We start from the raw sequence: 24,714 nt of genomic DNA, 5'->3' as shown, positions 1-24,714 counted from the left end.
ACCCGAAAACGCTCAAATTTGTTATGTTGCAGCATTAACAGCGTTATATGTTCATATTAGGAAAGTTATGAAATCGTTATCTATTATTTTTGCCTCGCTTATTGCCACTGTTGCCCTGATCAGTTATGCAGCAGAGCAAACCGAAGAGACTCAAGAAGAGCAAAAAAGTACCGAGCAAGCGTCAAGCTCTACTCAAGCCAGCAATTCACCAACAAAAGCAAAAGATGAAAAGTTAAACACGCTTGAGTACCAAGCCCCAGAGCTTAAAACGCCAACAGTAGATACTACTAAACCTGACGATTCAAAAGTACTGGGTAGCGAAACCCCAAAACCGGTAGAAAAACCAAAAAACAAAGTAGAAAAAGCAGCAGCTGTGGCCGAGGCAGAAAAAGCGGTAACGCAAGCCAAAGAGGCATTAACCGCTAAGCAGCAAGCTAAAGCTAAGCAATCTCGCGAGTCGCTTGCTGTTGTAGAGCAATTAGTTGAAGCCTATAACGCACGTAATATTGAACAATTTATTCGTATGTACGATGAAGATGTAGAGTTTTATATTTTTCCTAATGAGCTATTATTTAAAGGAAAAGAAAAACTAATAGCCCGTTATGGCTTAATGTTTAAAAAATTAAAGTGTATTAATAGCTCGCCAATAAAGCGTATTGTGCACGGCGACATAGTAATAGACCACGAGCTATCAGAAACCTGTTCAACAGACGAAAACGTGGTAGATAAACGCTCTGAGTTAGTATCGAGCTACCAAATAAAAGACGGAAAAATAATCCGCGTATTATTTTTTAGATAATTATAAAAGGCATACTATGCAGTTAGCAGACGACAAAAAAATTCGCTTAATGTATCGCGTTGAGCCAGGGTGTTTAGGGCCGCAGGGCGCAGATCACATAGAAGACTTTTGTCGTTATGCTAATAAGCATATTAAATCACCTTATTACGGGCAATTTTTGTTTTTACCACGTTTTGACAAACAAAAAGATGAGCGTCAATACAGCGTAAAAAACCGCAACCTATCGCGAGTGCAAGCCAAAGCCTATTTAAACCATTTTGAAATTGATATAGATACCTTCGAAGAGCAACTCGACGAACTCCTCACCAAAGCCATCGATTTATACTTTAAACGATAATTATAAACGCCTGAATACAAGTTTTACCCTGTAGCTAATTTTGCCTGTAGACGCCTAGTTTGCTCAGGGGGATGCGTATTTTCTCATTAATTGCCCCACAGAGGGCATTTCGCGCTAAACAGAGAAAACAGGCATTGGTGAGTTACTTCTTTGTGGTGAGATAATCACTTTTAAGACGTGTCTACAGAATAGGGTTTATCGTGTAGCAGCGAGTTTACCTCGCGTTTTATATTGAATTTTTTTCGCGGCATAAAGCCGCTGCTACTCATTAATTTCACCACAGAGGGCACAGAGGCGCTTCGCGCTACACAGAGAAAACACAGGTATTGGTGATTTATTTCTCCAGTTTTTTCCTGTTCTCCTCCTTCACTTCTCGGTGGTCACATAATCACTTTTAAACGAAAGCATGAGCTAACCACGTAGCAGCAAGTTTACCTCGCGTTTTATATTAAACTTTTTCGCGGCATAAAGCCGCTGCTACTCATTAATTGCCCCACAGAGGGCACAGAGGCGCTTCGCGCTACACAGGGAAAACACAGGTATTGGTGATTTATTTCTCCAGTTTTTCTCTTGCTCTCCTCCTTCACTTCTCGGTGGTGACATAATCACTTTTAAACGAAAGCATGAGCTAACCACGTAGCAGCAAGTTTACCTCGCGTTTTATATTGAATTTTTTCGCGGCATAAAGCCGCTGCTACTCATTAATTTCACCACAGAGGACACAGAGACACAGAGGAAACAATGGGGGTTGGTGAGTAATTTCTCTTGCTCTCCTCCTTCACTTCTCGGTGGTGAGATAATCGCTTTTAAACGAAAGCATGAGCTAACTACGTAGCAGCGAGTTTACCTCGCGTTTTATATTGAATTTTTTTCGCGGCATAAAGCCGCTGCTACTCATTAATTTCACCACAGAGGGCACAGAGGCGCTTCGCGCTACACAGAGAAAACAGGCATTGGTGAGTTACTTCTTTGTGGTGAGATAATCACTTTTAAGACGTGTCTACAGAATAGGGTTTATCGTGTAGCAGCGAGTTTACCTCGCGTTTTATATTAAACTTTTTCGCGGCATAAAGCCGCTGCTACTCATTAATTGCACCACAGAGGGCACAGAGGCGCTTCGCGCTACACAGAGAAAGCACAGGTATTGGTGATTTATTTCTCCAGTTTTTCTCCTGCTCTCCTCCTTCACTTCTCGGTGGTGAGATAATCACTTTTAAACGAAAGCATGAGCTAACTACGTAGCAGCGAGTTTACCTCGCGTTTTATATTGAATTTTTTCGCGGCATAAAGCAGCTGCTACTCATTAATTTCACCACAGAGGACACAGAGGCGCTTCGCGCTACACAGATGGTGATTTATTTCTTCAGTTTTTCTCCTGCTCTCCTCCTTCACTACAGAGATAATCACTTTTAAACGAAAGCATGGGCTAACCACGTAGCAGCGAGTTTACCTCGCGTTTTATATTGAATTTTTTCGCGGCATAAAGCCGCTGCTACTGCTATTGTGGGCTTCGCACTTTACGCTAAAAACGCGCCTACAAAACTCTAGCTACCCGCTACTATGGTATTAAAGCTGTCGTTGTCGTGTAGGCTGGCAAATGCACTTTCGTGTAGTAGCTCATTACGTAAGTTTGGCGAGTATTCAAGGGCCATTTTTATATCGGCTAATGCATCGGCATGTTTGTGTGTAAGTGCATACGCACACGCACGCTGCCAGTAGGCATAGCCGTAGTCGCTATCTATATCAATAGCTTGGTTACATAACTCAATGGCTTTGGCGGTTTCGTTTAGCTCTAATAATGCATCGGCTTTGTAGGCAATGGCTTCTACATCTTCTGGCTTACGTTTTAAAATTTCGTCAAATATTTCTATTTTGTTTGCAAAGTCGCTTTCTAGGTTTGCGCGCATCCATAACGAGTGCACCTCGTTAGTGACCGATATACGCTCTTGGTTACTGAGTATTTCTTCTGAGCGTACACGCAGTTTTTCTTCAAGAATTTTTAAGCGATCTTCGTACTCGTCAGTGATCACACTGACACGCGTATTTACTATATCTTCTACTTTATTTTTAACATCGCGCAGCGAGTTCCAGCCTACTAAAACCAAAATAGAGGCCGTAGCAGTAATAATAAAAAACACGTTATTAATAGTGTCGGTGGTGTATATAAGCGCTCTGTCGGCGGTGTCTAACTGGGCGTGTGTAACTTGTTTTGTCACATCTTCGCGTAATTGTTGTTGGTCTTGGCGAACGGCTTTTAACTCATCAAGAATATAGCGTTCTAAAAGCGGTTTATACATGGGCTCATTTAATTGTGCTAACGCTTGTTGCTGTTGCTCTTCTGTTGGTGCAGCAGATTCTTGGGCATTAACAGTATTTAAAAGCGAAACAAAACAAACAAATAGAATAGTTATATAAAAACGCATGGGTACGCCTAGTTAATTATTAGTGACTAATCGCACTTTAACATGCAAGGCTTATTGGCACTAGGGCGTGTTTGCTTTGAACATTAAACAACTTAACAAAATCATACAACTGTTCACACAGCCTTAAAGGATTCTAAATTCTAGGCAAAAAAAAACCAGCCCAATGTGGGCTGGCAAAACTGCTTAAAACAACAATAAATTGTCGCAGGGAAATAACAGGAGTGAGTGGTCATAATAATCAAGTTAATCTGAACATTTACTTAATTATTCAAAATAGATTTCAATAAGTTATAAAGTAAAGGTGCATTGGGCTTAGTAATGCACCTTTATAAACAACTTTAATTTCATGGTGAAGGGGGGGTATTCCAATGTGCGCTCAATTAAAAGCCACTTTCAAACCCTTCACATACCATTACGCGTTATCTATTTAATCCGATCACACTAATTGTGGAGTTTAAACTGTATTCATTAAACCAATGGTTTCAATCGATTTAATTCAAGTTAATACGCTGGCGAATGTAATATTAGGGGTCTATATTGTTTGAGCAGTAAATAAAAATTATGCACAAAATTAATAAACCTTAGCGTGTTACTTTAAATGTAAGCGCTGGGGCTTGAGTAAAATAGTTAAACTCTTCATTTAAAGTAAGGAGCTGAAAATGAGCAGCACTAAATCGGGTCAATGTCCCGTAATGCACGGTAGTAACTCAGTTATTTCTAAAGTAAACACAGATTGGTGGCCAAATACTCTAAATTTAGACATTCTTCATCAGCACGACACAAAATCAAACCCCTACGGCACAGACTTTGACTACGCCGAAGCATTCAAATCTCTCGATTTAGACGCAGTAAAAGCAGACCTAAAAACCTTTATGACCGATAGCCAAGATTGGTGGCCAGCCGATTGGGGTCATTACGGCGGCTTAATGATCCGTATGGCATGGCACTCTGCGGGTACGTACCGATTATCAGACGGCCGTGGTGGAGCAAGCACCGGTAACCAGCGTTTTTCGCCGCTAAATTCGTGGCCAGACAACGCAAGCCTAGACAAAGCGCGCCGCCTATTATGGCCAATCAAGAAAAAATACGGGAACAAACTATCGTGGGCCGACCTATTTATTTTAGCCGGTAACATGGCATACGAATCAATGGGCTTAAAAATTTATGGCTTTGCAGGTGGCCGTGAAGACATTTGGCATCCAGAAAAAGACATTTATTGGGGCGCAGAAAAAGAATGGCTAGCACCGAGTGATGAGCGTTACGACAACGTAGAAAAACCCGACACCATGGAAAACCCATTAGCTGCGGTACAAATGGGCTTAATTTACGTAAACCCAGAAGGCGTTAATGGTATACCCGATCCGCAAAAAACCGCGCAGCACGTACGTGAAACATTTGCTCGCATGGCAATGAACGACGAAGAAACCGCAGCGCTTACTGTAGGCGGTCACACGGTAGGTAAAACCCACGGTAACGGTAAAGCCGAGCACTTAGGCCCAGAGCCAGAAGCGGCCGACGTACACGAGCAAGGCCTAGGCTGGAACAGCACTAAAGAAGGCGGCTTTGGTCGCAATACCGTAACGTCGGGCCTAGAAGGCGCGTGGACTACCCACCCAACAAAATGGGATAACGGCTACTGTCACTTACTATTAAATTACGAGTGGGAGCTAACTAAAAGCCCAGCAGGCGCGCACCAATGGGAGCCTGTAAATATTAAAGAAGAAGACAAGCCGGTAGATGTAGAAGACCCATCAATTCGTTTAAACCCAATGATGACCGACGCCGATATGGCCATGAAGGTAGACCCAATCTACCGTAAAATTATTGAACGTTTTAACAACGACTTTGAGTATTTTTCTGATGTGTTTGCCCGCGCGTGGTTTAAACTTACGCACCGCGACTTAGGCCCTAAAGCGTGTTACTTAGGTAAAGATGTACCAAGCGAAGACCTAATTTGGCAAGACCCAATTCCAGCGGTTGACTACACCCTATCTGATGATGAAATTAGCGAGCTAAAAGCACAAATTCTTGATTGTGGCGTAAGCGCAACTGATTTAATTACTACAGCATGGGATAGCGCACGCACGTACCGCGGCTCAGACCGCCGTGGTGGTGCAAATGGTGCGCGTATTCGTTTAGCTCCGCAAAAAGATTGGCAAGGTAATGAGCCAGAGCGCCTAGCAAGCGTACTTAGCGCCCTTGAAAAATTTAAAGCAGGTTTAGCTAAGCCTATCAGTATTGCAGATTTAATCGTATTAGGTGGCACAGCGGCTATAGAGCAAGCTGCAAAACAAGCTGGTGTTAATATAACAGTACCGTTTGCGCCAGGGCGCGGCGATGCAACCGACGAAATGACCGATGCCGAGTCGTTCGAACCGTTAGAGCCAGTACACGACGGCTTTAGAAACTACCTTAAAAGCGACTTTAGCGTATCGCCAGAAGAGCTACTTTTAGAGCGTAGCCAGTTAATGGGCCTAACAGCCCCAGAAATGACCGTACTGTTTGGCGGAATGCGCGTGTTAGGCACAAACTACGCAGGCAGCAAACACGGCGTATTTACCGACAACGTAGGTGCGCTTTCTACCGACTTTTTTGTAAACTTAACCGACATGGCCAATAACTGGAAACCGTCTGAGCCAGGTGTTTACAACATTGTTGAACGTAAAACAGGCACCATAAAATGGACCGCAACACGTATAGATTTAGTGTTTGGTTCAAACTCTATATTACGTGCACTAAGCGAATTTTACGCACAAGACGACAACAACGAACGTTTTGTAAATGATTTCGTAAATGCATGGGTAAAAGTAATGAACGCCGACAGATTTGATCTTAAATAAATCAAAATTATAGGCACAAAGGGGAGCAACATAGCTCCCCTTTTTTATTGTCTAAATTTTAGTTCGTGGCCTGTAGGCACCAAGCTTGTTCAGGGGTGATGTACAGCTTTTCATTAATTGTAAATTAAATACCACCCCCGAGGACACAGAGGCGCTTCGCGCTACACAGAGAAAACACGGGGATTGGTTAATCACTTCTTCTGTTCTTCTCGGTGGTTAATTTGGCTTGTAAGCGCGAAGCTTGTTCATACGAGAGGCAAAGCATCTCATTATTCAAACGATGTTGTATTGCACAAAGAAAAAAAATGAGGAGAAAATGAGGAGTGAAAGTTGTAGGCGCGAAGCTTGCTCGCGCAAGTTGCTAGTTGCTTCTCTAAAGCGAAGCGCCTCTACACCTCTTTGTGATTGTATTGGTTTAATATTTACGATCTATCGCTCATTATGCCAGCAAGCTGAGGGTCTACAAGGTAAGGTATAGCTCTGGTGTTAATGTTAACATTGTGTGCTCCGGCTAGCTCAGGGTAGATGTACAGCTTTTCACCAATTGTAAATTAAATACCACCACCGAGGACATAAATGCGCTTTGCGCTACACAGAGAAAACACGGTGATTGGTGAGCAATTTCTCCTGCTCTTCTCCTTCACTTCTCTGTGGCGACATAATCACTGTTAAACAAAAACAATGCGCGCCTAAAAACTATGAACTAACCACGTAGCAGGAGCTTACCTCGCGTTTGGTATTAAATTTTTTCGCGGCATAAAGCCGCTGCTACTCATTAATTCAACCACAGACGGGGATTGGTTAATCACTTCTTCTGTTCTTCTCGGTGGTTAATTTGGCTTGTAAGCGCGAAGCTTGTTCATACGAAAGGCAAAGCATCTCATTATTCAAACGATGTATTGCACAAAGAGAAAAAATGAGGAGTGAAAGTTGTAGGCGCGAAGCTTGCTCGCGCAAGTTGTTAGTTGCTTCTCTAAAGCGAAGCGCCTCTACACCTCTTTGTGATTGTATTGGTTTAATATTTACGCGCTACAGCTCGTTACGCCAGCAAGCTGAGGGTCTACAAGGTAAGGTATAGCTCTGGTGTTAATGTTAACATTGTGGGCACCAAGCTTGTTCAGGGTTGACGTACAGCTTTTCATTAATTGTAAATTAAATACCACCACCGAGGACATAAATGCGCTTTGCGCTACACAGAGAAAACACGGTGATTGGTGAGCAATTTCTCCTGCTCTTCTCCTTCACTTCTCTGTGGTGACATAATCACTTTTAAACGAAAGCATGAGCTAACCACGTAGCAGCGAGTTTACCTCGCGTTTTATATTAAATTTTTTCGCGGCATAAAGCCGCTGCTACTCATTAATTTCACCACAGACGGGGATTGGTTAATCACTTCTTCTGTTCTTCTCGGTGGTTAATTTGGCTTGCAAGCGCGAAGCTTGTTCATACGGAAGGCAAAGCATCTCATTATTCAAACGATGTATAGCACAAAGAGAAAAAATGAGGAGAAAATGAGGAGTGAAAGTTGTAGGCGCGAAGCTTGCTCGCGCAAGTTGTTAGTTGCTTCTCTAAAGCGAAGCGCCTCTACACCTCTTTGTGATTGTATTGGTTTAATATTTACGCGCTACCGCTCGTTACGCCAGCAAGCTGAGGGTCTACAAGGTAAGGTATAGCTCTGGTGTTAATGTTAACATTGTGGGCACCAAGCTTTTTCAGGGGTGATGTACAGCTTTTCATTAATTGTAAATTAAATACCACCACCGAGGACATAAATGCGCTTTGCGCTACACAGAGTAAACACGGTGATTGGTGAGCCATTTCTCCTGCTCTTCTCCTTCACTTCTCGGTGGTGACATAATCACTGTTAAACAAAAACAATGCGCACCCACCTATTTAAACAGCCACAAAAAAAGACGCTAAACAGCGCCTTTTTAAAACAGCTTAGGCTCTATTTTTAGTTTTTGAAACCTAAAAGCTTAAACCCAAAAACTTATACCTAAAACAGACGCGATATAAAATCGCTGCTACAACTTAAGCGATTTTTTTCTCTTCTATGCTTGCTAAGTATTCGTCAAACGTACCTTGAAAATCAATAACCTGCTTGTCTTTAATATCAATAATGCGTGTAGCTAAAGACGATACAAACTCGCGGTCGTGGCTTACAAAAATAAGCGTACCCGCAAAGTCTTTAAGTGCATTGTTTAGCGCTTCAATGGCTTCCATATCCATGTGGTTGGTTGGCTCGTCCATTACAAGTACGTTTACGTCTTGCATCATTAGCTTACCAAACAACAAACGGTTTTTTTCACCACCTGAACAGTTACGTGCTTTTTTGTTGGAATCGTCGGCAGTAAACAACAAACGCCCTAACATGCCGCGAACCATTAAATCGTTATGCTTGGCTGTACGCCATTGCGACATCCAATCAAATAACGTTAAATCGTTATCAAAATCTTTTGTGCTGTCTTGCGGGCAGTAGCCAAAGCTAGCATTTTCTGACCATTTAATTTCGCCTTCATTACTTTTAAGCTCGTTTACTAAACAGCGTAAAAAGGTGGTTTTACCCACACCGTTTTCGCCAATAACCGCAAGCTTAGCGCCTGCTTCTAGTAAAAAGTCGCCGCCGCTAAATAATGTTTCGCCATCAAAACCGTGGCCAAGTTTATTAACTTCAAGCGCTTGGCGGTACATTTTTTTGCCTTCGTCAAAACTTAACGATGGGCTCATACGGCTTGACGCTTTAACTTCATCAAGCTTAATTTTATCCATTTTTTTAGCACGCGAACTGGCTTGTTTAGCTTTAGACGCGTTAGCACCAAAACGGTTAACAAAGTCTTGAAGCTCGTCTATCTCGGCGCTCTTTTTAGCATTTTCGGCTAATAATTGCTCGCGCTGTAAGCCCGCCGCTTCTAAAAACTTTTCGTAGTTACCTGGGTAAATACGCAGCTCACCGTAATCAATGTCGGCCATATGTGTACATACCGAGTTTAAAAAGTGGCGGTCATGGGAAATAATAATCATGGTGCATTTACGTTTATTAAGCTCATTAGCAAGCCACGTAATGGTATGAATATCCAAGTTATTGGTTGGCTCATCAAGTAGCAGTATGTCAGGGTTTGCAAACAGCGCCTGCGCTAAAAGCACACGTAATTTCCAACCTGGGGCAACGTTTGCCATTAACCCATAATGAAACTCTTTATCTATACCCGCTTCTAATAGTATTTCTTCAGCGCGGCTTTCGGCCGTGTAACCATCCATTTCGGCAAAAACGCTTTCAAGGTCGGCCACTTTCATGCCGTCTTCTTCGCTCATTTCGGGTAATGAGTAAATACGGTCGCGCTCTTGCTTTACTTTCCAAAGCTCTACGTCGCCCATAATTACGGCATCTACAACGCTGTATTGTTCAAACGCAAACTGGTCTTGGCTTAGGTTACCTACTTTAAGCCCTGGCGTAATCGACACATTACCCGCACTTGGCACAAGCGCACCGCTTAAAATTTTCATGAAGGTCGACTTACCACAGCCGTTAGCGCCAATTAAACCGTAACGGTTACCGTTACCAAATTTAGCTGAAATGTTTTCAAACAACGGCTCTGCGCCAAACTGCATCGTAATATTTGCGGTGGAGATCAAAAAGTTAGTCCTAGAATGAGTACTGACAGGGGCCAACTGCAGCAAAACGCCACAAACAAGACCAAGCAATAGGGTAAATTAGCTGGCGAATTATACAGATCCCCCCATGGTAATGAAAGGTAAAAGATACATACCTAAAATGGCAGCACGTTGGGTTATGAATCTATATAAGTGTAAAACCGCGGGTTAATAGGGTTTGTAAATGCGCTCTATGGCCGCTTTATTATTTTTAATAAGGCCATTAATTACAGCTACTTCGTCAAGCCTGACCGACTGTTTACTCATCATAAAATGTACGCCATTAACATTAATAGCTGGCGCCGTTTTTACCGGCAAAATAGTGTTGTAGCGCTTAGCAAAATATTTTGCGACAACAGAGTCGTCAATCACGTAATCAACTCGCTTTTTGTTAAGCATACCAAAGCGCGTATTTGCATCTGCGGTAAGTACTATTTGGTTGGGGTAGTGTTTTCTTATTTTTTCAAACTCAGCGCCAAAAAAGCTGCCTCTGTTAACGCCAACAATAAAGCCTCGTTCAAAAAGCGCCGCTAAGTTAATTACATCTTTGGCGTTTTCATGCTTATAAAGCAGCATAACTTCATCGCGATAAACATCAGTAAAATAAGAGTACTCGGCGCGCTCTTTTGTATAACTTGCCGCAAAGGTAATATCAATATGGCCTGTTTTTAGCTCTTGCTGAACCCGCGATAAGCTCGGAAAATAAACCCACTCAATACAAAAAGGCGAATCGTTAAAAACAGCGTTAACCGTATCTACCTCTGCGCCTACAAAGGCGTTGCCTTGTTTAATTAAATAGGGCGCCCAGTTGGTTTCGTTGGTGCCCATTTTTAATGTTTTAGTGCATGCCAGTACATTAAATTGCGCCACCAAAAATATAAGCGCTAACAGAAACATCTTCATAAAACGTCCTTTTATACCAATCCGCATAATTAAGTGATCTATTTTGAGGATGGATAAACGTGTTGATAGCAAGGCAAAAAATTCGCTATTTAGTTGTTCTAAATGAGAATTTTTTAACGCAGATAGCGACACATTTAGCCCCTGAAAATGATTAAGTATTAATGTGGGTTGGTATTATTACTTAAATAACGCCTTAATCGCCGCTTTATTTTTTACAATATGCGCATTAATAGTGTTAACTTCTTCTAAAGAAATCGTTTTTTTGCTCATCATAAAATGCACATTATTTACGTTAATAGGCGCTACTTGCTCAACGGGTAAAATAGCCGTGTATTTGTTAGCAAAATGGTGCGCCACTAACGAATCGTCTACTACAAAATCTACCCGCTTTTTATTTAATAAAGCAAAGCGTTTATCGGCATCGCTGGTAAGTACTATTTGCTTGCTATATTTATCACTTAACGTTTTAAACGAGTGCCCTAAAAAGCTGCCGCGATTAACGCCGGCTGTTAAGCCCTTTTTAAATAACTGCTCTAACGAACTAATACTTGCCGAGCCAGCATGTTTGTACAACAACATTACCTCTTCGCGATAAGGCAAACTAAAGTGGGCGTAAGCTTGGCGCTCACGGGTTTTACTTGCTGCAAACATTAAATCTACCCGGCCGTGTTTTAGTTCTTCTAAGGCGCGTAAGGAGTTAGGGAGTAGCGTAAAATTTATACAAAAAGGGGAGTCTTTAAAAATGGTTTTAATTATATCTATTTCAATGCCCGTTAACGTATTGTTTTTTAGTACCACATACGGCGGCCAGTAGCGCTCGTTGGTGCCTACATTAATGGTTTTATCGCATGCTTGGGCTTTAGCGCTAAATAACCCCAAACACGTTACCCACATCAATAAAAACACACGCGTACAGCTCAAAACATTCATTCAAACAGCGCCTTAAGTGCCGCTTTATTTTTAGTTATATGCGCGTTAATAATTTTAACCTCATCAGGCGTTACTGTTCTTTTGCTCAGCATTAAGTGTATTTGGTCTTTATTAATAGCGGGTATGGTAGGCGCCTTCATTAAGCTGTTACCACGCTTACTTAAATAATTGCCTACTAGCTCGTCTTCTATTGCGTAATCTATACGCTGTTTATTAAGCATTTCAAAGCGCTTACTGGTTGCGCTGGTGTATTCTATTTGTTTTTTATGGCTTTTTTTATACTGCTCAAACTCTTCGCCGTAATAACTACCAAAGTTAGCGCCTATGGTTAAACCTTGGTTAAAAATATCAGCTAAGTTTTTAACCTTGTGTTGATTGTTTTTGTTTTCGTATAAACGCATTACCTCGGTGCGGTAGGCCTTTGTAAAATGAGCATATTTAGCGCGCTCACTGGTGTAACTTGCCGCCCAGCCTATGTCTATTCGGCCATGGCGCAGCTCGGTAAAAGCCCGTTTAGAATTAGGCAGCATTTTTATTTCAAAACAAAAAGGCGAGTCTTTAAAAATAACAGTTAACGCATCCACCTCTTTACCCTGTAACTGGCCGCTAATGCCCATTACATACGGCGGCCAAAAAGCATCATGTGCGCCAACGCTAAGCGTTCTTTCGCAGGCAAACACACCCCAAGAGGTACTAAACAACACACACAATAATAAGGTTATTAATTTATTCATTAAGTCTCTGAGGTAAGCTTTTTTGTACGTTATTAAAACAGTATAACCTAGCAAAATAATATAATGGTGAAGGAATCATTAAAGTTGTAAAAAAATGTATCTAAAAAGGAGGGGTTAAAGGTTTTAAGGAGATAATTATTGCTAACTACAGCACTGTGCTAAAGCGCTACTGCTAATAATACTGGTAATATTCAATAGTAGCTTATTGTTTATAAACAAAGTTTAAATAATGAGCACGTATTATCGATAATTTGAGCAATCACAATAATTAATGATATAGGCGTACTATTTTCATACCGTATCTACCTAAAAAGCCTATATTTTTAAAGTTTTATCATGTAAATTGTTTCTAAATGAATACTAACTTAACGGTAAGTTAGTTTTAAACAGACAAACCAAGGAGCGGTTTAATAAAGCCGCTCTGTATTGGGAATATTATTATGCGGTTGAAAGAAGCCCTCAGCGTCTTATCAAAGTCATCCCCTTATGCTGTATCTACAGAGCGCGATAGCAAAAATAAAAGTCAGCTTGATAATGTAAAAGAGTATTTGTACATCAAGATGCCAATAGCTATTGATGTAGAGAAAAGAATTTCGAGTTTTTCATCAAATAAACCTGAAGTGTTATTTTTGTGTGGTAGCAGCGGCGATGGTAAATCAGAAATACTGACTGATTGTAAGAAGCGTTTTAGTAATCGAGCTCACTTCCACTTAGATGCAACGCACAGCTTTGATCCTCGTGAAAATGCGATTCAAACCTTAGATAAAGTGTTTGAAGAATTTGAGTCAGGTACTATGCCACTCATCGTTGGTATTAATACCGGTATGCTAGGAAATTACGCTGAAGAAGGCTCGAACGAAAAATTCAAACAAGTAATAAAAAATTATTTATTAAATAAAAGTTTAACTGAAGACATAACCTTTATAAATTTTGAAGATTACCCTAAATTTTTTATAGATAAAGAGGGATATACTTCTGAGTTCGCGCAAAAGTTACTTCAAAAACTAACAGCAAAAGATGACAATATTATTCGTCAGATTTTCGATAAAGAAAAATCAGAACAAACGAGCCAAGCTAGTAAAAGGCTGCAAGCTAATTATGAGCTTTTAAGTGTCCCTGAAGTACAAAAAACTATAATTGAACTTCTGTTTAAAGCGCGATTAATGCGGGATCAATTTTTAACTGCGCGTGCGTTACTCGATTTTATTTTCATGTTATTGGCTGGTCCTGGTTACCTCTTCGATAACCTTTTTTCCGGTGGCGATAATGAGTTGGCAAATAAAATAATTGAGTTTGACCCTGCCCATTTAAGAACAAAAAAAATAGATCGTTTTATATTAGCTAATGATCTGCACTTACCAGATCAAGAGTTTACAGAGTTCAAAGAGTCTTTAAAAAGCTTAGGAATAGAGACGTTAGATAGCAGTCTTTCTTACTTACGTTTATTTTATATTCTTAAAGGTGGTCATTTCTCTAATGATTATCATGCTAAATTCGAACAAGATTTCAATGAATCCCTGATTGAACAGTACATAAATGTATATCAATTACACAGAGATTTTGACAATAGCACAGAGCATAAAAGACAGATTAAAGACTTTTACAATAATACGCTTCGCACTGCTATTCGAAAATACAATAACCGTAACGCGCCTAATCTAGATAAAAGTCATTATCTAATATCTGAGCTAAACGGCTTCCAGTTAGTTTCAGAGTTAGAAATTAAGGCCGATTTAAAGAGTATTTCAAACTTCTTACCAAAGTCATCTGCAAGTTTTACGGCTTTTATTAAAGTTCAAGAGCGCTCACTAGCAATCCCAGTAAACATCAACTTATTACGGTTGATGAAAAGAATTGCCGATGGTTACCGACCAAATAAACACGATAAAAATACCGTTGTACTCTTAGATGAATTGATAGATGAAATTGCACAAGTGGCAAATCAAGTTTCAACGTTACATATAATCAAAGAAAATAAACACTTTACTATCAAAAATATTGATGACGAAGAGTTTGAAGTGAGTGGGCTATAAAATGATTAAAGAAACTTTAACACCACCTAACAATAATGCATTTAATACATTTTTACCCTTAAGAACAAAAGACAAGCACTATAAGTTTTGCTGGGACACCGTACTAGGTTATTTCGTACATGTTTTATACGCAAAGTCATTGGTAAATGGCGACATAGAGCATTTCAAAGGTTTATGTGAAAAGCGCTTTTCAACAAAATTAGACGAACCTGAATTTTGGACGGTATTGGAAAAAATGTATTTTGAAAATGAGCAGCTATTTAAAATATCACCAGAGCTACTTATTTTTAAAGCCCTTAAAGATGAAGTAGATACCAACAGTAAAAAGTTGGGTGACATGTTTGTTGGTCTATTAAATGGTTTAACTCTCGATAGCTCCTCAGTTAACGATTTAAATTTTTTAGAAAAAGAAATAAAGGCTGAATTTGATAGTTTTTATGTATCAGGAAAATCAAAAACAGCGCTTAAAACAGAGCCCGCCTATTTGCCATTTTTAAGTGAGTTGTTTAAACAAGATTTACAATTTTTAAATAAAAGGCCTCACTACTTACTCAACAACTTTAATTCTGTTATTCGGTTATATGGGTTTTTATATATCTCGCAAATGGCGCTCAATATAAAAAATTGGGCAAATGGGGCTCCATCAAGCAAGCCCTGCTTTTTTATTATTGATAACGAAAAGGCAAGCGACGAGCGTTCTCAAGTTAAAAACTTTGGCTATAGCCAGCTTCATGAATACTTAGAATATCTGTTTCCTTATTTATTTATGAATGAAGCTATACAAACCAAAGGTGAAGTTAAACCCCTTTGGCAGCTATTTGAATCTATCAACGAAAACGATGTAACTAAATTAAATCAATTCGGCCGTGATTTTGTAGACGACCGAATGCAACGCAAATGGTACAACACCGAGCAAAACTGGCTAGATTCAAGCGATAAAAAAGAAGTATTACAGCAATTACTTAGCTTTTCTCATGCGCAGTTCGATAATAAAAAGGGCCGCTTAACTGAATATAACGACACTGTGGTCAAAGGCACCTTGAGTAATATTTTAGACCCATTTATTCAGCGACGAGGCCGTGCAGGTCAAGTGCTTACGTTTAACCAAGATTACATAGTGCTACTAACAAACCTAGCCATTGGCGAGCGCGATAAATTACGTTTTCACGAAATTATTAAAGAATTTGAAGCAAGAGGCGTGTTTTTTGATAAACAAAGCCAGCAATCTTTAATCGATTTTTATGAGCGAATGGGTAACGTAGAAAGAATGAGTGATAGCGGAGATGCAGTATATGTTAGAAAAACAGTTTGAAGAATTTTTAGTTAGCCACTTTAATGTTTGGGCAGCTGAAGAGTTAAAAGTTGGTTTTCGTTATCAGTTCACAAGTCCTGATAGTGATAAGGGTTTTGCACTTTATCAAGCCTTTATGAAAATTGCAGACAATAGCGTAACTGTAAAAGGTATTGAGTTAAAAACGGTGCAGTACGGTGATGTCGAATTAATTCCTGTATACGAAGGTGAAAACTTTACAGAAAACTATATAGCGCATTTACGTGATGTTGTTTCAGCTATGGAAGGTGAAACAAAAGGCACAGCTTTATTAATCATCCATAACTCTATGCTAGATACGTTAAAAAATTCGACAGAAGACGTAGCGCAGCCTGGCGTTGTTTGGGACCCAAAAAACATAAAATTATTACTGCATAAAGAAATAGATCAAACTGATGAAAAAGCGAAAGTTTCTGAATGTTTACTCGACTATCACTTTGATGAAATAGTTGAAGACGAAGCCACTATGTTTGGCTTTGAAAAACTATATTACGCAATTGCAGATGGCGATTTACAGTTCCATGAGCTTGGTTTATTAAACGATGACCAACTTTCGCAAGAAGGCTGGGAAGGCGAGCAAATTAGCTTGCGCTTAAAAGAAAATAAAGAGCTAAGCGATAAACTTGACTTCATCACTCATCATTTTCCAAATGAACTGCAAGACAAATTAGCCGCTTTAGATTTTAGTGAAAAATTTATTAAAGAGCATTTTCCTGAGGGGAATGTAGAAAAGTACAAGGAAAGCCTCGACATAGGTGAATGCTTTACTGAACAGCAAAAAAACCGTACTAACCTGTTAGAGCTTGAAAGCGAAAAAGCCCCATACATTGAGCTACTTGCAAAAGCAAAGTCAGAAAAAGGTGCAGGTGTAAGAGAGCGTCACTTAATATTAGTTTTAGAGCCAGAGCAACACACATTCGAATTAGAGCTTTGCTTTATCAATCAAAAGTTAAAAGATAGCTTTTGTAAAATTCAACAAAGTAAAGAGCTGCCAAATGTTGATATAACAATTAAAAACCCAGGCGGAATAAGAAGTCGGGCAGTACTTACGAGTAGTTTTGACGGACAAGCTCGCTACTTTAATTTCCGTGTTAAAACCGACAAACCAAAAGAAACTCACAATTTCAAAGTATTAGTAATTAGTAAAAACGATTTTTACATTGACGGCTTTAAGCACACTTACTTAGTTGATCCCGCAAAACAATGGTTAACGCTGCAAACTGATGAGCAATCATTACAAATAAGCGATTTAACAAATGCTAGTGTTCTGGCAGAAAACAACCAAGTATTTGATTCAAATGCAGTAGGCATTGTTGATTTTAAAAAGCTAGCAACTGAATCTGATGAAATAAACTTCACCGTACAAGGTGCGATTAGCCAATTAACATTTAATGTTGAAGGGGAAGTATCAACCGATACTTTGTCCTTACCTTTATTACTAGACCAAGGCCGTTTTAATCATTTGTTTAACGATGAATACTTCGGGCAATTCAATCGTAGTAAAAATAAAGTACTTATAGACGGAAAGGAAGTAGCACCTAAAGCCAAGCGGCTCACGTTATTACAAAACGAAGCGGAGCTACTGGATAGCTTAACCTTAGCTAAACTTGCTAATAGCAGTGATATTAAACTACAAGACTTAGAAGCAAATTATGCTAATTTGTACTTTGCTTACAGTGATTTATTTGATTATTTAGCGCATACAAAATCGTTATTGAGCTTATCGGGCTGGGGCGAAAAACTTAGAGCGCTTGCCACTCAGGTGGTTGAAGCTTATCAGGCTGCTATTGATGAAATACCCTATCACGCACCACTTTTAGAACAGCACAAGTTACTTGTAAATATAGGCTTTGCAGATTTTGATGAGCAAACTTATATTACGCCATATCACCCGCTGGTACTTGCTTATAATTGCAATTTGGCAGATGTATTAAGTAAAGATAAAAAGGCAACAGGCAGCTTTAAAAAATTACCACCAGTTACTATTCAGCGCTTAACTGCGCAAGGGCTTTTACCTTTTGTGTACGACCCTGTACATGACTTTTCATATAATCACGCCGAAAAAGAAAATGTATTCTGGTCCAAACTTGTTCCACAACAAGAAAGTAGCTATGACTTTGTGCGCACGCTCGTAAAAGACAAAGTAGGCAAATTCACCACGGCCTTTAAACATTTATTTGTAGCAGGTAGTAAAACAACGCTGATTATTAACTCTGTGAATAATCAGCAAAATAAAGAGTTGTTTTTAGGCTTAATTGACTACATCAAACTCAAAAAAAATAAAGTTACCAATATTCATGTAAATTTATACGACGAAGCGCAGTGTTATACCTGGTTCGACAAGTTTGCTGATATGGCAAGCTATGATGACTTAAAAGAGCTATGTGAGTTAAACAAAGGGGCTGCCCGTGAGCAGGCTGATAGCATAATCGATTTACTAAGAACACGTTTAACGTACAGTAAATTTGAGCATGAAAAAGGCCAAAAAGAGCAGCACTATGCACACATGTCATTTTTTAAAAATAACGAACGTGTGCAAGCAACAGACGTTGATTTATTAAAACAAGAAACCGGTGTTGTTTGTCATGGTCTAATGCCAGGCGAATCGGCATCAAACAAAAATGGCAGCTATTACACATCGTTTGGCTTAAAAGGCATTGATGTCGATAGCACTCCACAATTAAAGCTAGTTGCTAAATATAGCGGATTAATAAAGCCAGCAAAGCGCCACCATGAAGAGTATAGCGAGTCTAAATCTCAAGCACTTGTAGTTACAGAAAACTTTAAAACGTTGTTAGAGCGCTCTTACGAAAACTCAATCTGGACCACAATAATCGATCCTAAAGTAACATTAGAGTTTTTTGAAAATCAAAAAAACATGGTGCTTATTCATTATTCTGATAACTACACAAACTCAGTTAATTACGATGCAATAACGGTCACTAAACAAACCGATCTATACCATAAAGTACTCGAAAACGACGAGGGAGGTATTATCGAAGAGTTTAATGCGTTTAATGGTGAGTGGTTGTTAAACCTTGTAACCGCAAATGAAAACGAGCGAAAAGAAAAGCGCGGCATTATCTGTGCCTATAAATACGTTAACTGTTTAGTCGCATACTCTGATATTACGTGGGTACCACTTTCTATCGCGGAGGTGATTCGTGTGGCAGGTAACTTAGGCCTAAATATGGCTGATAGCGACTTATCGCGCCATGCACAAGGCTTTAAAAAAGGCGTTATATCAGACGATATTTTATTTGTAGGCTTTAAAGACCAACAAATGATTTTACTGCCAGTTGAAGTTAAAACAGGTAAGCGCCAAACCCATAGCAAAGGTGTAGAGCAAGCCAAAGAGCTAAAGCAATACTTTGAAGCACTTCTTGGGCAGCAAACACTTGCAGGGCATTTATATCGAGGCTTATTTATGCGCCAAGTATTAATGCAAATTGATAAGTACAAGCTTTATAAAGTGTATAAAGAGGGTTACTTCACTAGCATTGAGCAACGCAGTGCGCAGTGGCTGCAGGGCGATTATGAACTTGCAGAGCTTGTAGACTATCCGGCAGGGTTCTTATTTGTAAATGTAGAAGATGATAACTTTACCAAAGCATCATTTTTAAAAGTGCACAATATACTCAAAATAGAGCTACCAGCAGGTAATTTATCTCACTGGGTTAAAACACCTATGCAGAATTTATTAGCCGACTTAACCCCTGCTAAATTACACCACATTGATGCGCAATATATCTTAACTAAAAACGCAACAACGCAAAAAGTGGTACTTGAACAAAATGCCAAAGCTGATGAGCAAACTGAGCTTACAAAAACGCAAGGTACAAAAATTACCGCGTTAGATGATATATCACCAACTAGTAGCAATAGTAAAAGTGCAGAGCAAACAAACCCTACAGAGGTTAAAGAGGCAAGCACAAACAACTTAGTTGTAGCTGCACCATCGTCACGTAAAAAAATGAGTGAGGGCGATTTAAGCGCTATCTATCAGCAAATTATTGATTGTTACTACAGTCATAACATTACGTTACTCAAACCTGATAATGTTGAACCTTTTATTGAAGGCCCTGCCTCTATTTTATTTAGAGTTGGCTTAAATTTAGGTGACAAGCCTGAAAGCGTATTTGCCAAATCGCAATCACTTAAGCTCGCGTTAAAACTAGAGCAAGAACAAGATGTAGGTTTTGGGATTGATAAAGGCTGCATTACGATTGATGTTCCAAAAAGCCAAGAGCAACGTTACTTTGTAGATCAAAACGATATTTGGCCAAATTGGCAACGCCCGCAAAATGCGCTTGAAGTGCCGCTAGGTGAAGACCGCTTTGGCGAGGTGATAAAACTTAACTTTTCATCTTCTAACTGCCCGCATTTACTTATTGGTGGTACAACTGGTAGTGGCAAATCTGAAGCCCTAAACACTATCTTATATGGGATGGTTGAGCATTACACACAAAGTGAATTAAAGCTGATGCTAATAGACCCCAAAGGGACTGAACTTAACGATTTTGAACGTTACCCGCATTTAATTGGGCGCATAGGTTTTGATGACGAAGACGCACTAGAACTATTAACTCAAGCAGTAGCTGAAATGCAATCGCGCTATGCGCAATTTAAAGCGCAAGGTGTACGTTCACTGCCAGACTACAACGCTAAAGTTTCGGCAGAAGAGCGTATTCCGTGGTGGGTATTGGTGCTTGATGAATACGCCGATTTAACATCAGATAAAGATATGAAAAAGGATATTGAAGGTGAGCTAAAGCGCTTAGCGCAAAAAGCACGTGCTGCCGGTATCCACTTAATTATTGCCACGCAAAAACCAAGCGGTGATGTAATCAGCACTAATTTACGTTCTAACCTCCCTGCACAGCTCGCATTGCGAGTTAAAAATGGTACTGAAAGCCGCGTAATACTCGATGAGCAAGGCGCGGAAGTACTGAATGGTAAAGGTGATGCTTATCTTAAATCAGAAGGTAAGTTGGTTAGAATACAATGTGCAAGAATTTGTTAATTTAGGAGGTTAAATGTCTAACACTATAGTAATTGAGGCCATTAAAATTGAATATAACGATGGTTTTTTCTTTTTAGCTAGTATGAGAGCTGATCAGTTGTTTGAAATGTCTGCTGTTACAAGGGCCGAAGAAAATCCAGAACAAGGATATCAAAGAACTTTAGGAAAAGGTCGAGCTAATAAAATAGCTAAATACATAGATGACGGAAACTTAATACCGGGTGCGTTAATATTAAGTTCAAAAGATCAGGCGCCTGTTTATAATAAAAGAACTCGGAAGCTTGAGCTAAAAAATGAAAAGGGTAGTTTGTTAGTTATCGATGGACAGCATAGACTATACGGTTCTCATAAAAGCGAAGTGGATATTCATCTTCCAGTTTGTATTTTCTTTGGGTTAGACAAAGCAACAGAAGTACAATATTTTTTAGACGTGAACGGATATCAAATGGGAGTTCCTAAGACCTTAAGATTAGAGTTAGAGAAGTTCACGGCTGAAGAAAATAGTGAAGAGTATATTTTAAAAGAGTTATTTGACGAATTGGACAATAATATTGCTTCGCCATTATCGGGGAAAATGTCAAGGACTAAAAGTGTAAGTGGGAAGCTATCACATGTTGCTTTCCAAAATGCAGTTAAACCTTTATTAAATAAAGCACCATTCAATGCACTATCATTGGAGCAAAAGAAAAAGATATTAATTAACTTTTTAGGTGCACTAGAAAATATAATAGTTGAAATCCTTGGTGATAATAAAAAAGTTACCAACTCCGCTTTCTTTCAGGCGTTTATGTTTGCTTTTCTGGACATTTGTCATGTAGCAAAAAGTAATTTTGGTGGGTATAAAAAAAGCCATTTTGAATCTGCTTTAGAGCCTATTTCTACAATCAACTGGGAGTTACATTCAGGTACTAATAAAACAGCTATAAAAGAGCTGTCTAGTGAGGTTATAAATGTAGTTTCTCGTAAAATAAATATAAACGATGACATATTTTAATCATGCCTGTTTCTTTTATAAAAGATGCTGTCTTAGGGCACCTGAGTGAACTTGACTATAAAGCGCAAAATATAGATAAACCTGACTCAAAGGGGGTATTTAAAGAAATTTTGCTAAGTGGGTTAAACTGTCAGGTAAATTTATTTAGTTCTACAGAGTTTGAAGTGAAAATTCCCGAAAATATTTACTTTAAGACTTTAGCTACTAACTTTATATTTTCACTTCAAAAAGTAAACGAGCAGTCTCGCTTTTTATTATCTGATGAAGTTAAAAACATCCCAACTTCATGGCTAATAGTTAGTGCTTATTATTCTGCATATTATTCTGCAGTTGAACTATCGAGGCTATCTGGTTCATATAATATTTTCCTAAAAAAAAGTCATTGTGATGCGATATTGTCGCATGCAGATGCAGGAAACGGAGATAAATTAGAAAATAAAAATTATGAAGGCACTGTAATTACTGATACTCAAGACTATGTCACTATTAAGTTTAGAGCAAGCTCACCTCCTCATGACTTAGCATGGAAAAGTGTATTGAAAATAATTAATTATCATAATGTTAATGACATTAGAGAAACAAAGGTTACTGTGTACAGATTATTGAAAAGTATATTAAATACTCAAAGTACAACAATATTAACCCCTAATGCAGTACGGAATGAGTGGAATTATTCTTATCCTAATGCATATGATTCGGAGTTTTGCTCTGAAGTCTCCAATATAGAAACGTATTTAAAAGAAAGTGGAAGACTAAATATTATGTCTTGGCCACAAAACTATAAAAAGCTTAGTCAAAAGCAAAATGGAGTGTTTTCAATTATATATATAGAAGCTATATTGCGGCAATCGATGAAAGATTTAAGTGATAAATTAATTCAAAAGAGCAACCGTTGATATCTAGGTAAGGTTGAGTTGGGAAAATTTTTACCCCCGACTCGACCCTCTAACGGCTAGGTAAAAGCGCTTTTCTTCCAGCCGCTATAGTGAATCGCTTATTTATTAAATACGAGCCTTAACTTGTCATACTTTTTAAAAGGTTCTTTCTACTATCTGAATCCAAATCTTTAATCGTGTTCTTTTTTGTCCAAATTTTATTTATAAAAGGACTATCTGACATGATAAGGCTTTTATTTGTGAGCTGATTAACAGCACCATTTATAGTAATACCTTTTTTCATGAGTGCAATAAAAGCTTGCGTAAAAACATCCCAACCGAGTGGGCGAAATAGCAAATGATCATTACCATCATTAGCTCTATATTTTGCTACTACTGCATGGAAATCACTTTCATTTATTGCCTCCTGTAGCTCAGGGGAGTGCTTAATGGTTGCTGTATAAAACTCGTCTGCAAAATTAAATAATTCTTTGCGATTACCCTCTGAATACTTAATTTGGTCAACCCTGGTTAAAGGTTCTTTGAAGTAAAATGCCGCAAGTTCTTGTATGTTTTTGTAAATTGCACCAATGGTGGTTATATGTTTTTTGTCACTTAAATTTCTGGTTGTAAAAGAAATATTTTCTTCATTAAAATATTCGCTCTTTTCAATAATATCACGGGTAACGCAAGCACAAATATCGTCTTCATCGAGAGCGATTATTGATTCTGTTTTAACTAATTCTGCTTTTTTATTAAGTGTAGTAAATAGCCTTCTAGATTTAATTAATCCTTCTGGAGTGTTTTTGTGTGACACAATAACAACAGGTAAAGTTTCAAACTTATTTTTATCATCGTCAATTAATGCTTGCTTTATTCCTGCTAAACGATGCTGCCCATCTAGAGCAAACATTTTCTCTTTTTGCGTAAGTGACAAGTATCCGAAACAGTTACTGGCGTATTCCGGTATTATAACGTCCTTTGGTTTTTCTGAGTTCGATTTAATTAAATCAAATTCATGCCAGGTTGGATCTCCTTCATAAATACCGATAACAAGAGAGTTAAAAAAGTGATCTTTATTGTTGTTAATATAGCTTGCAATATCAGTAGCTCTTTCATTCTTAATCCTTCTTTGGATCATTTGTGAAAGTTTTTTTATTTTGTGTAAGTCATCTGCAAAATGAATTAGGTTAGCAATTTCTTCAAAAGTCATTAAAGAGGTATAAGTAAACCAAGAGCCAATCTTCCCTTTCAAGCAAGGTATCATAAGGTTCTTCATATATTGGCTCCGATTCGATCTAATTTAACTTCTGCGCTGTAGTCATTTATGCTAAGAGGTGGCTGTAAAATATTATTCAATTTTTTTTCAACTTCACCTGGAGAGACTCCTTCAGGTAAAATAGCATAACTAAAGATAATATGATGCTTCCACATTTTAAAAAAAGTGTTAAATTTTAGCTTAAATTGCCTTCCTTCTTCATAAGCCACATAGCTATTATAACGGGCTTTTATCGAGCTATTATTCCCTATTTCGCCACCTTTACCTATGTACATAACATATGAATTATTTGGAAGGTTCCCATTATTAAATTGTATTGAAAATGCATATATGCCTTTTTGCTCTGGTATTACTGCATCTGGGTCATAAAATGAACAAGAATGCCAATCTAAGTTAGGTATTTCATCGACATATCTATGGTAGTAATGTGGAGCCAGTGAAAAACCTTTCTGGTATTGTAAAAGGTTTTGCACTCTATCAATTTGATCCTGAGGCATCCCATAAAGGTCCTCTGGTGTATATTCGTGATTTAAATGAATAGGCAAGAGTCAATCCTTGAACAT

General features: G+C 38.7%; 16 protein-coding genes. 8 read left to right on the top strand and 8 right to left on the bottom strand.

Translation table 11 applies throughout. From position 1 onward, the window contains the following. Positions 1-67: 67 nt before the first annotated feature. Together NQT65_RS08860 and NQT65_RS08855 are read left to right on the top strand one after the other, a co-directional pair. Positions 68-799 carry a nuclear transport factor 2 family protein gene (locus NQT65_RS08860; RefSeq protein WP_029773547.1) on the top strand — a complete coding sequence of 244 codons (732 nt, stop codon included), beginning with the start codon at positions 68-70 and terminating at the stop codon, positions 797-799. A 16-nt stretch (positions 800-815) separates the two neighbouring features. After that, the gene (locus NQT65_RS08855) at positions 816-1,136 is read left to right on the top strand and encodes a hypothetical protein (RefSeq protein WP_004589283.1); all 321 of its coding nucleotides are present in this window, start codon (positions 816-818) and stop codon (positions 1,134-1,136) included. A 1,544-nt stretch (positions 1,137-2,680) separates the two neighbouring features. On the opposite strand, the gene NQT65_RS08850 is transcribed toward NQT65_RS08855, so the two are convergent. Next, on the bottom strand, positions 2,681-3,559 hold the full coding sequence (locus tag NQT65_RS08850; protein ID WP_024032988.1) for a tetratricopeptide repeat protein: 879 nt from the start codon (positions 3,557-3,559) through the stop codon (positions 2,681-2,683). Between the two features lie 659 nt (positions 3,560-4,218). On the opposite strand from NQT65_RS08850, the gene katG reads away from it, so the two are divergent. Next, the gene (gene katG, locus NQT65_RS08845; protein ID WP_256850989.1) at positions 4,219-6,399 is read left to right on the top strand and encodes a catalase/peroxidase HPI; all 2,181 of its coding nucleotides are present in this window, start codon (positions 4,219-4,221) and stop codon (positions 6,397-6,399) included. Between the two features lie 1,617 nt (positions 6,400-8,016). On the opposite strand, the gene NQT65_RS08840 is transcribed toward katG, so the two are convergent. The 5 genes from NQT65_RS08840 to NQT65_RS08820 all read right to left on the bottom strand — a co-directional run bounded on the left by NQT65_RS08840 (position 8,017) and on the right by NQT65_RS08820 (position 12,617). Further along, complete coding sequence (locus NQT65_RS08840) at positions 8,017-8,217, bottom strand: hypothetical protein (RefSeq protein ID WP_256850988.1); 201 nt, start codon at positions 8,215-8,217, stop codon at positions 8,017-8,019. A 213-nt stretch (positions 8,218-8,430) separates the two neighbouring features. Then, positions 8,431-10,032: an ABC-F family ATPase gene (locus NQT65_RS08835; RefSeq protein ID WP_128581571.1), complete on the bottom strand. Its 1,602-nt coding sequence runs from the start codon at positions 10,030-10,032 to the stop codon at positions 8,431-8,433. A 186-nt stretch (positions 10,033-10,218) separates the two neighbouring features. Next, complete coding sequence (locus NQT65_RS08830; RefSeq protein ID WP_256850987.1) at positions 10,219-10,953, bottom strand: substrate-binding periplasmic protein; 735 nt, start codon at positions 10,951-10,953, stop codon at positions 10,219-10,221. A 177-nt stretch (positions 10,954-11,130) separates the two neighbouring features. Beyond that, complete coding sequence (locus NQT65_RS08825; RefSeq protein WP_256846578.1) at positions 11,131-11,883, bottom strand: substrate-binding periplasmic protein; 753 nt, start codon at positions 11,881-11,883, stop codon at positions 11,131-11,133. Continuing rightward, positions 11,880-12,617, bottom strand: a complete 738-nt coding sequence (locus tag NQT65_RS08820) for a substrate-binding periplasmic protein (protein ID WP_256846577.1) — start codon at positions 12,615-12,617, stop codon at positions 11,880-11,882. Before NQT65_RS08820 ends, NQT65_RS08825 begins: the two co-directional genes overlap by 4 nt. 440 nt (positions 12,618-13,057) lie before the next feature. Here NQT65_RS08820 and dptF point away from each other — a divergent pair, with 440 nt between their 5' ends. From dptF to NQT65_RS08795, 5 genes are read left to right on the top strand one after another with little or no spacing between them, the layout of a single operon-like run. Then, a complete protein-coding gene (gene dptF / locus NQT65_RS08815; RefSeq protein ID WP_256850986.1) occupies positions 13,058-14,650 on the top strand; it encodes a DNA phosphorothioation-dependent restriction protein DptF in 1,593 nt (530 codons plus the stop codon). Between the two features lies 1 nt (position 14,651). Further along, a complete protein-coding gene (gene dptG, locus NQT65_RS08810) occupies positions 14,652-15,962 on the top strand; it encodes a DNA phosphorothioation-dependent restriction protein DptG (protein WP_256850985.1) in 1,311 nt (436 codons plus the stop codon). Continuing rightward, positions 15,943-21,003 (top strand): DNA phosphorothioation-dependent restriction protein DptH, encoded by a 5,061-nt coding sequence (gene dptH, locus NQT65_RS08805; protein ID WP_256850984.1) that lies wholly within the window; start codon positions 15,943-15,945, stop codon positions 21,001-21,003. The genes dptG and dptH overlap by 20 nt, the downstream gene beginning before the upstream one ends. Before the next feature lie 13 nt (positions 21,004-21,016). Next, positions 21,017-21,997, top strand: coding sequence for a DGQHR domain-containing protein (locus NQT65_RS08800; RefSeq protein ID WP_256850983.1), 981 nt, complete (start codon positions 21,017-21,019; stop codon positions 21,995-21,997). A gap of 2 nt (positions 21,998-21,999) precedes the next feature. Continuing rightward, entirely contained in the window at positions 22,000-22,893 is an 894-nt protein-coding gene (locus NQT65_RS08795; RefSeq protein WP_256850982.1) for a hypothetical protein, read from the top strand. A gap of 118 nt (positions 22,894-23,011) precedes the next feature. Here the strand turns inward: NQT65_RS08795 and NQT65_RS08790 are convergent, their stop codons facing one another. Together NQT65_RS08790 and NQT65_RS08785 are read right to left on the bottom strand one after the other, a co-directional pair. Then, the gene (locus tag NQT65_RS08790; protein WP_256850981.1) at positions 23,012-24,151 is read right to left on the bottom strand and encodes a DGQHR domain-containing protein; all 1,140 of its coding nucleotides are present in this window, start codon (positions 24,149-24,151) and stop codon (positions 23,012-23,014) included. Beyond that, a complete protein-coding gene (locus NQT65_RS08785) occupies positions 24,148-24,696 on the bottom strand; it encodes a hypothetical protein (RefSeq protein ID WP_256850980.1) in 549 nt (182 codons plus the stop codon). Before NQT65_RS08785 ends, NQT65_RS08790 begins: the two co-directional genes overlap by 4 nt. Positions 24,697-24,714: the final 18 nt, after the last annotated feature.

The organism is Pseudoalteromonas agarivorans, assembly GCF_024518735.1.
Lineage (GTDB): Bacteria > Pseudomonadota > Gammaproteobacteria > Enterobacterales > Alteromonadaceae > Pseudoalteromonas > Pseudoalteromonas atlantica.
Note: the sequence above shows the minus strand (reverse complement) of the source record. Positions and strands in the feature narration are given on the sequence as shown.

Excerpts from the sequence above, each read along its gene's own strand:
- NQT65_RS08855 (WP_004589283.1), top strand. The coding sequence starts at position 816 with ATGCAGTTAGCAGACGACAAAAAAATTCGCTTAATGTATCGCGTTGAG.
- NQT65_RS08795 (WP_256850982.1), top strand. The coding sequence starts at position 22,000 with ATGCCTGTTTCTTTTATAAAAGATGCTGTCTTAGGGCACCTGAGTGAA.
- NQT65_RS08830 (WP_256850987.1), bottom strand. The coding sequence starts at position 10,953 with ATGAAGATGTTTCTGTTAGCGCTTATATTTTTGGTGGCGCAATTTAAT.
- NQT65_RS08790 (WP_256850981.1), bottom strand. The coding sequence starts at position 24,151 with ATGAAGAACCTTATGATACCTTGCTTGAAAGGGAAGATTGGCTCTTGG.
- NQT65_RS08850 (WP_024032988.1), bottom strand. The coding sequence starts at position 3,559 with ATGCGTTTTTATATAACTATTCTATTTGTTTGTTTTGTTTCGCTTTTA.
- katG (WP_256850989.1), top strand. The coding sequence starts at position 4,219 with ATGAGCAGCACTAAATCGGGTCAATGTCCCGTAATGCACGGTAGTAAC.
- dptG (WP_256850985.1), top strand. The coding sequence starts at position 14,652 with ATGATTAAAGAAACTTTAACACCACCTAACAATAATGCATTTAATACA.
- dptH (WP_256850984.1), top strand. The coding sequence starts at position 15,943 with ATGTTAGAAAAACAGTTTGAAGAATTTTTAGTTAGCCACTTTAATGTT.
- dptF (WP_256850986.1), top strand. The coding sequence starts at position 13,058 with ATGCGGTTGAAAGAAGCCCTCAGCGTCTTATCAAAGTCATCCCCTTAT.
- NQT65_RS08825 (WP_256846578.1), bottom strand. The coding sequence starts at position 11,883 with ATGAATGTTTTGAGCTGTACGCGTGTGTTTTTATTGATGTGGGTAACG.
- NQT65_RS08820 (WP_256846577.1), bottom strand. The coding sequence starts at position 12,617 with ATGAATAAATTAATAACCTTATTATTGTGTGTGTTGTTTAGTACCTCT.
- NQT65_RS08840 (WP_256850988.1), bottom strand. The coding sequence starts at position 8,217 with ATGGCTCACCAATCACCGTGTTTACTCTGTGTAGCGCAAAGCGCATTT.
- NQT65_RS08860 (WP_029773547.1), top strand. The coding sequence starts at position 68 with ATGAAATCGTTATCTATTATTTTTGCCTCGCTTATTGCCACTGTTGCC.
- NQT65_RS08800 (WP_256850983.1), top strand. The coding sequence starts at position 21,017 with ATGTCTAACACTATAGTAATTGAGGCCATTAAAATTGAATATAACGAT.